This window comes from Legionella bozemanae (genome assembly GCF_001648595.1).
GTDB classification, from domain to species: Bacteria; Pseudomonadota; Gammaproteobacteria; order Legionellales; family Legionellaceae; genus Legionella; species Legionella bozemanae.
On sequence record NZ_LBAW01000048.1, the window covers coordinates 1 to 5,199 of the forward strand.

Sequence of the window (5,199 nt, forward strand, 5' to 3'; positions counted from 1 at the left end):
ATCCTGTATCCAAATGTTTGATGTCTGCTCGAAGTTGCTGCGTTTTTAGGCTACCAGGATGAAGTACATAAGAATTGAGAAAATGCGCTTCTGCAAGATGCACCATGTCTTGAATCAGCTCTTTCTCGCACCGAAAACCGGCTACATCAATGATTTGAATGCGCTCGTTATTTTTAAATACCTGGGAAGAGAGCCCGTGATTTGGTACTGAAATCGAAAAGCTTACTTTTAACTCGTTGGTAGTTTTTGCAATAAAGTCCTTCTCGCGTGCAAGAAGATGCGCCGTTGTATAATATTCCAAGGGTTTTCCCTGGAGTGCCCTTGCCTCCAAAAGAGATCCAATTTCCCGTTCAATGTCCTCATGGCCAACAAGACCTGCTGAAAAAGTCATAGCCTGGCGCACCAAAGCCCCATGCTGGATTTGAGTAGAATATTCGGACAAATGAGCCAGTGCATCACCCACTGCTTTTTGCGCATCAGGGCTTAAAGGTGTGGTGTGAGTGCTTTTAACCGCTCCTCGTCCGCTATTTAATTTGGAATCCTGAATAATCGTGCCTAAATCAATACCAAGCTCCTTAATTTCGTCTACCCACTGTTGATGCAGCGCTTGACTGTCTATTTCAGTTTTTGGGTTGCGCGTCGATAAATTAGATTTCTCGGCAGCCTTGGCACTGCTTGTACCGCGTTCCTTCATATCATCAAGAATCTGCACGCGCCTTTTGGATGTAGCAGTAATAGCCTCATCACTAATACCTACAATCTCAAAATTACCGTACCTGTCTTTAATGCGAATATCGTAGCCCAGCTCCTTAACTTTTTTAGCTAAAGAGGACATGTACACCAATCCCAAATAATGCTGGTTGGAATAAATTAATTCACGAAAACCATGATCTAGATGTTCTTTATCATTTTTTGCTCGTGACGATAAAGAACGCCATAATCCATCCGAACGCTCAGTCATATTGAGTATGGGTACATGCGTGTGCAAATCGGGATCTAATTCACGAGAGGTTGTATGGACAAACATGGCTGCTACTAAATTACGGGTTTTTTCAAAAGTGGTTTCGCCATTAAATGTAATGCGTGCTTCTGCTGCCAGCTGCTCAATCCGACCAAAGGTAATGTTCACGGCTTCTTGATGGGCTTGAAGCAAGCGCGCGTCTTGCCCCACCAGGGCTAAAATGGATACGGACTTAGGCGCTGATAAAGTCACATCGGTTCCAGGACGATGTTGACGTACTCCCTTATCGATAATACCCAGCAGTTGCCCGCTGGGTAATTGTCCATCCAATAATTGCAAAAATTGCGAAGACTCAATTTCACCGGACAATTGTAACTTCTGCGCACCGCGCCCGATCCATCGGGACAGACTGTTGAGCGAATCTCGATCGCTTAAATAATAATTATCTTGATTGGTGTAATAATGCAGCGCGTCTTTAGCCGCACTTATTTTATTTAAGGTCAACATAATACCTCCCTGGATGACTTAAAAAATTTCTTTTATAACAATGGAGGCCTCACGCAGCTCAATAGCATCGGTGTCGTTTTTGTTGGCTGTAACGTGATCTTTGGGTTCCGCATAAGGTGATTCGGGAGGTACTAAATCCTTATCCGATACCTCATGCGCCAATGTTTCAAATTGATGGATTTTTTTAACGTCGTCATTTCTTTGAGGATTATTTTGAACCATTAACGCGCGATGATTTACTTTTTCCAACGCATCAAAATTGATGGATCGCTCAATAAGCGGTACGCAAATTTCTTTACGCTCAATGTATTTGTTTTTCAAACGAGTGATGGGATGATTTCCTACCAAACGGACATAACACTCCATGTCATCAAGAGTCATAATATCGCCCTCTTCAACCGTATTTCTTTTAGTGCGTTGCGAGCCCACCGTATTACCATCACGAACCGAATCAGGACCATAAGACTGACTTTCTTTCATCTCATTAATCACTTGTGGGCCTAAATCCTCGGAAACCCACTTAGCCACTTTCGATTTTGGACTCCTAAAATAAATGGATGTATTGAGTAGATCCGCAATGGCTCCGGCCTCATGAGTTCCATAGATAAAATCTAATTGCGCAATGGATTGAATGCCAATGGCAACACACCCTCCAAATTTACGGATATCAGCCAGAGTGTCTGAAATGGTTTCTAAACGATGCAGGCTTGCTAATTCATCCATGACAAGCCATATACGCCCCTTATTATTAGCCACCAAGGATTGCACCCCTTGCATAGCGAGTCCTAACCACAGAGAAATTAAAGGCTTTATCTCTTTATGGTATTTGGAGCGTGAGGTAATAAATAACCACCCTTTATTGTATTTTTTAGGATCGGTTGTATTTTCAATCCATTCTTTAATCGAAAAGTCTTCTTTACCCGATTTATCAAGCCCTTCAAGAAAGCGCAGCGCCTTGGTATAGGTTGCCAACACTGATTTAATGGAAATGGCCGTTTTTTCAATTTCCTTACTCACCAGATTTTCAGATTCCGTACCTTTGAGAATGTTCCTGATTTCCTCCAGTGAGGTGGTGAGTAATAACTGCAGAAAAAACACTGGATCTTTTTCTGCATAATCCCTGATTTTCCACGCCATCGAGGTGAAAATGGTTCTTGCTGAGTCAACCCAAAACGGATCGCTGCCTTGAACTGATTTAGGAATTAAATACGTGGCAAAGGAGCCAAACTCCAACGGATTGGCACATTCTCGCCACATTTTCCAATTGGCACATAATTCTGAAATGGGATTGAGCTCCACATCAATGCGCTCATCAAAGAAATAAGGTTTGATGGTACATTCTTTATCATAAATGATTGCCGGCTCGCCCAGCGCCCTAATTTGCTCCAACAGCATCATCATGGCTTGCGTTTTTCCTGCACCTGTTGTGCCATGAAACAACATCCCTTGTTTTTCAGAATACTTAGGCATAGGAAGGCGATTCAAAAGTTTAATTTCTGAAGCGCCACGTTGTGATTCGTTGACCGATTTGATGGTTTCTTTAGGCGAAGACGCTAAGCGCGTACCGGAAACAAATTGATCTTTGGTGTATTTTTCACCTAACTTAATAAAGAAACGGGAAAACAACAGGGTAATCAACAAATACACCGCTCCACCAAAAAATAAAGAAACTTGCGCTTTTCTCCAAAGAGCATCCAAAGCCTGCTGCACGGATGCTTGAATAAGAGGACTTTTTTGATAAAAAAGCGCTGTAATTTTACTCCCATTCAAATTGGTCCATAGCACATACTCACCATAATGAACTTTAACCAAGAAGCCTGAAATGTAGTTAAGTACTACCAGTTTTAATTCAGTCCAGGCATAAAACACCATAATCAACGAAAAAAGCACGATAAAACCAAGGACGGCCCAGTAAAAAATACGATTACTAACCTGAACCATCATTTTGGTTTTATAATCAAAAATTTGACCACCACTGATAAATTGTAAGAGATTTTGTTTCATGGCGTTTAATCCGAATCCTTGAATGCTTTAGCATGTGAAAATAGTTTTTCAAGTTGTTTAATAAGAACGCCTTGCCCAAAACGTTGATTTTCCATATTAAAAAAGAACATGAATAAAACCAGGCTTGTCACCGAAGTAAACGGAAAAATCATTTCCAGATCATCAAGTTGAAAGAAAACAATGAAAATGAAAATTAATATGGTATAAAGAATGCAGTAGCATTTAAGGTAGTACTTCATCAATGCTTGAATATAGGGTGCGGATTTCAATTCAGATTTAATGGCACTCCATAAAATAAATGCCTGGCTTAAGCCCAACATAAGAAAAAAGAGTGGAATTAAATTATAAAGAATTGCCTCGTTCATAATGCTTATGAAGGAAGTTCTGTTCAGATGAAAACCAAGGATTACAAAGAGCTTTATAACCCCAACACTCAAACCGCATAAAATAAAATAAATAATACCCACCATTTTCAGATAAGGAATATACACGTCTGTTGCACTTAATGTTTTTATCTTAAATTTGCTTAATGAATTTAAATCCTGTGTTAAGGCCTCTTGAAATTGTTCCTGATTAATCATGGTGCTCCTCCTTGTAGTAACGTTCATTGTCCAGATAGTCTTGCTTTTGTTTGGTGTATCGATGCGCTAAATCAGATTGAGCTGCTTGTATTGATTTTTGCGTAGCTCCCTCTTGGTTTTGATAGGCTTGAGATAAATCCTCTCGATTATCCAAACGCAAATCATGAGCTTGCCCAATGGTGTTGTCTTGCACCTGGCTCATGTGGCGTTTTTGCGATTGATTTAAAACACCCAATGCATCGTCCTGATGGGCTTGGTTGATTAGTGCTTTTTGGTGTGCTGTCATCGAAGCACGCTGCGCTTCAAATTGGCTTTTAGCCTTATCAGATGATGAGAGGCTCATGCGGTTTACTTGCTCTTTTACTGCCGATTGTCCTTGGGAAGAACTCATAAACTGATCGGCCAATTTTTGTTGCACACTCAAGCTCGAAGCGTCTGCCCCCATTAGTGCCTTTTCTGCCTGAACCCCATGGTGCTGCGCCACCCAATCGTGAAACGCTTGATCCAATACTCTATCCATACCATCAGAGTGCTCTTTCACACGGTTGGCCATGTGCTGATAATGTTCGCCCTTACTGTATTCTGCTGAGGCCATATCTGATAAAGCATGTCCTTGAGATAGGTTGGCTGCGATTTGTTCGGATTTCGATAAGTTAAACGAATCATTTGCATCCAAGTGGTGCGTCTTGGCTGTAGACTCCATGTGGCTTAGCGCATTAGAAAACGATTGGCCCTCACTGGAGTTAAAAAAGGCTTGAACGGAGTTAGAAGCTGATAGACCTGTTTTTAGACTGGTACTCGCTTCTCCAGAAAGTCCTGTAGTCCAGTGAGCAATTGATCCCAATACTCCTTTATGTGTATCTATTTTGGCAGACACGGCCGCATCCCATGACACTTGCCCTGATTTGTCATGATGTTGATTGTATTGGTTAACCGCGTCTTGCATTTGACGAATATCTTGATTCAGCGCATTACTGAGCGTTCTATTAATACCCGTTCCTTCGCGTACCTCACTTGCATCGCTTTCATTAAATTGAGAGAGCCCACTCAAGGCTTGTTGATAATGAGAATCCGCACTGGTTCGGTGCGATTGTGCATTCTGGAACGAAAGGCTTGCACTGTCTTGCAATGAAGCGCTGATTCTGT

At 41.5% G+C, this 5,199-nt stretch carries 3 protein-coding genes and 1 pseudogene; all 4 read right to left on the bottom strand.

Features of this window, described 5'->3' with window-relative positions:
* A partial coding sequence (gene mobF / locus A8O27_RS17800; protein ID WP_154669260.1) for a MobF family relaxase occupies window positions 1-1,468 on the bottom strand: 1,468 nt, incomplete at its 3' end.
* Window positions 1,469-1,486: 18 nt separating this feature from the next.
* A complete protein-coding gene (traD, locus tag A8O27_RS17805; RefSeq protein WP_064115150.1) occupies window positions 1,487-3,472 on the bottom strand; it encodes a type IV conjugative transfer system coupling protein TraD in 1,986 nt (661 codons plus the stop codon).
* 5 nt (window positions 3,473-3,477) lie between these two features.
* Entirely contained in the window at window positions 3,478-4,053 is a 576-nt protein-coding gene (locus A8O27_RS17810; protein ID WP_058460016.1) for a hypothetical protein, read from the bottom strand.
* A pseudogene (locus tag A8O27_RS17815) lies at window positions 4,046-5,199 on the bottom strand (conjugal transfer protein TraG N-terminal domain-containing protein); the annotation flags it as partial. The gene A8O27_RS17810 and the pseudogene A8O27_RS17815, both read right to left, overlap by 8 nt.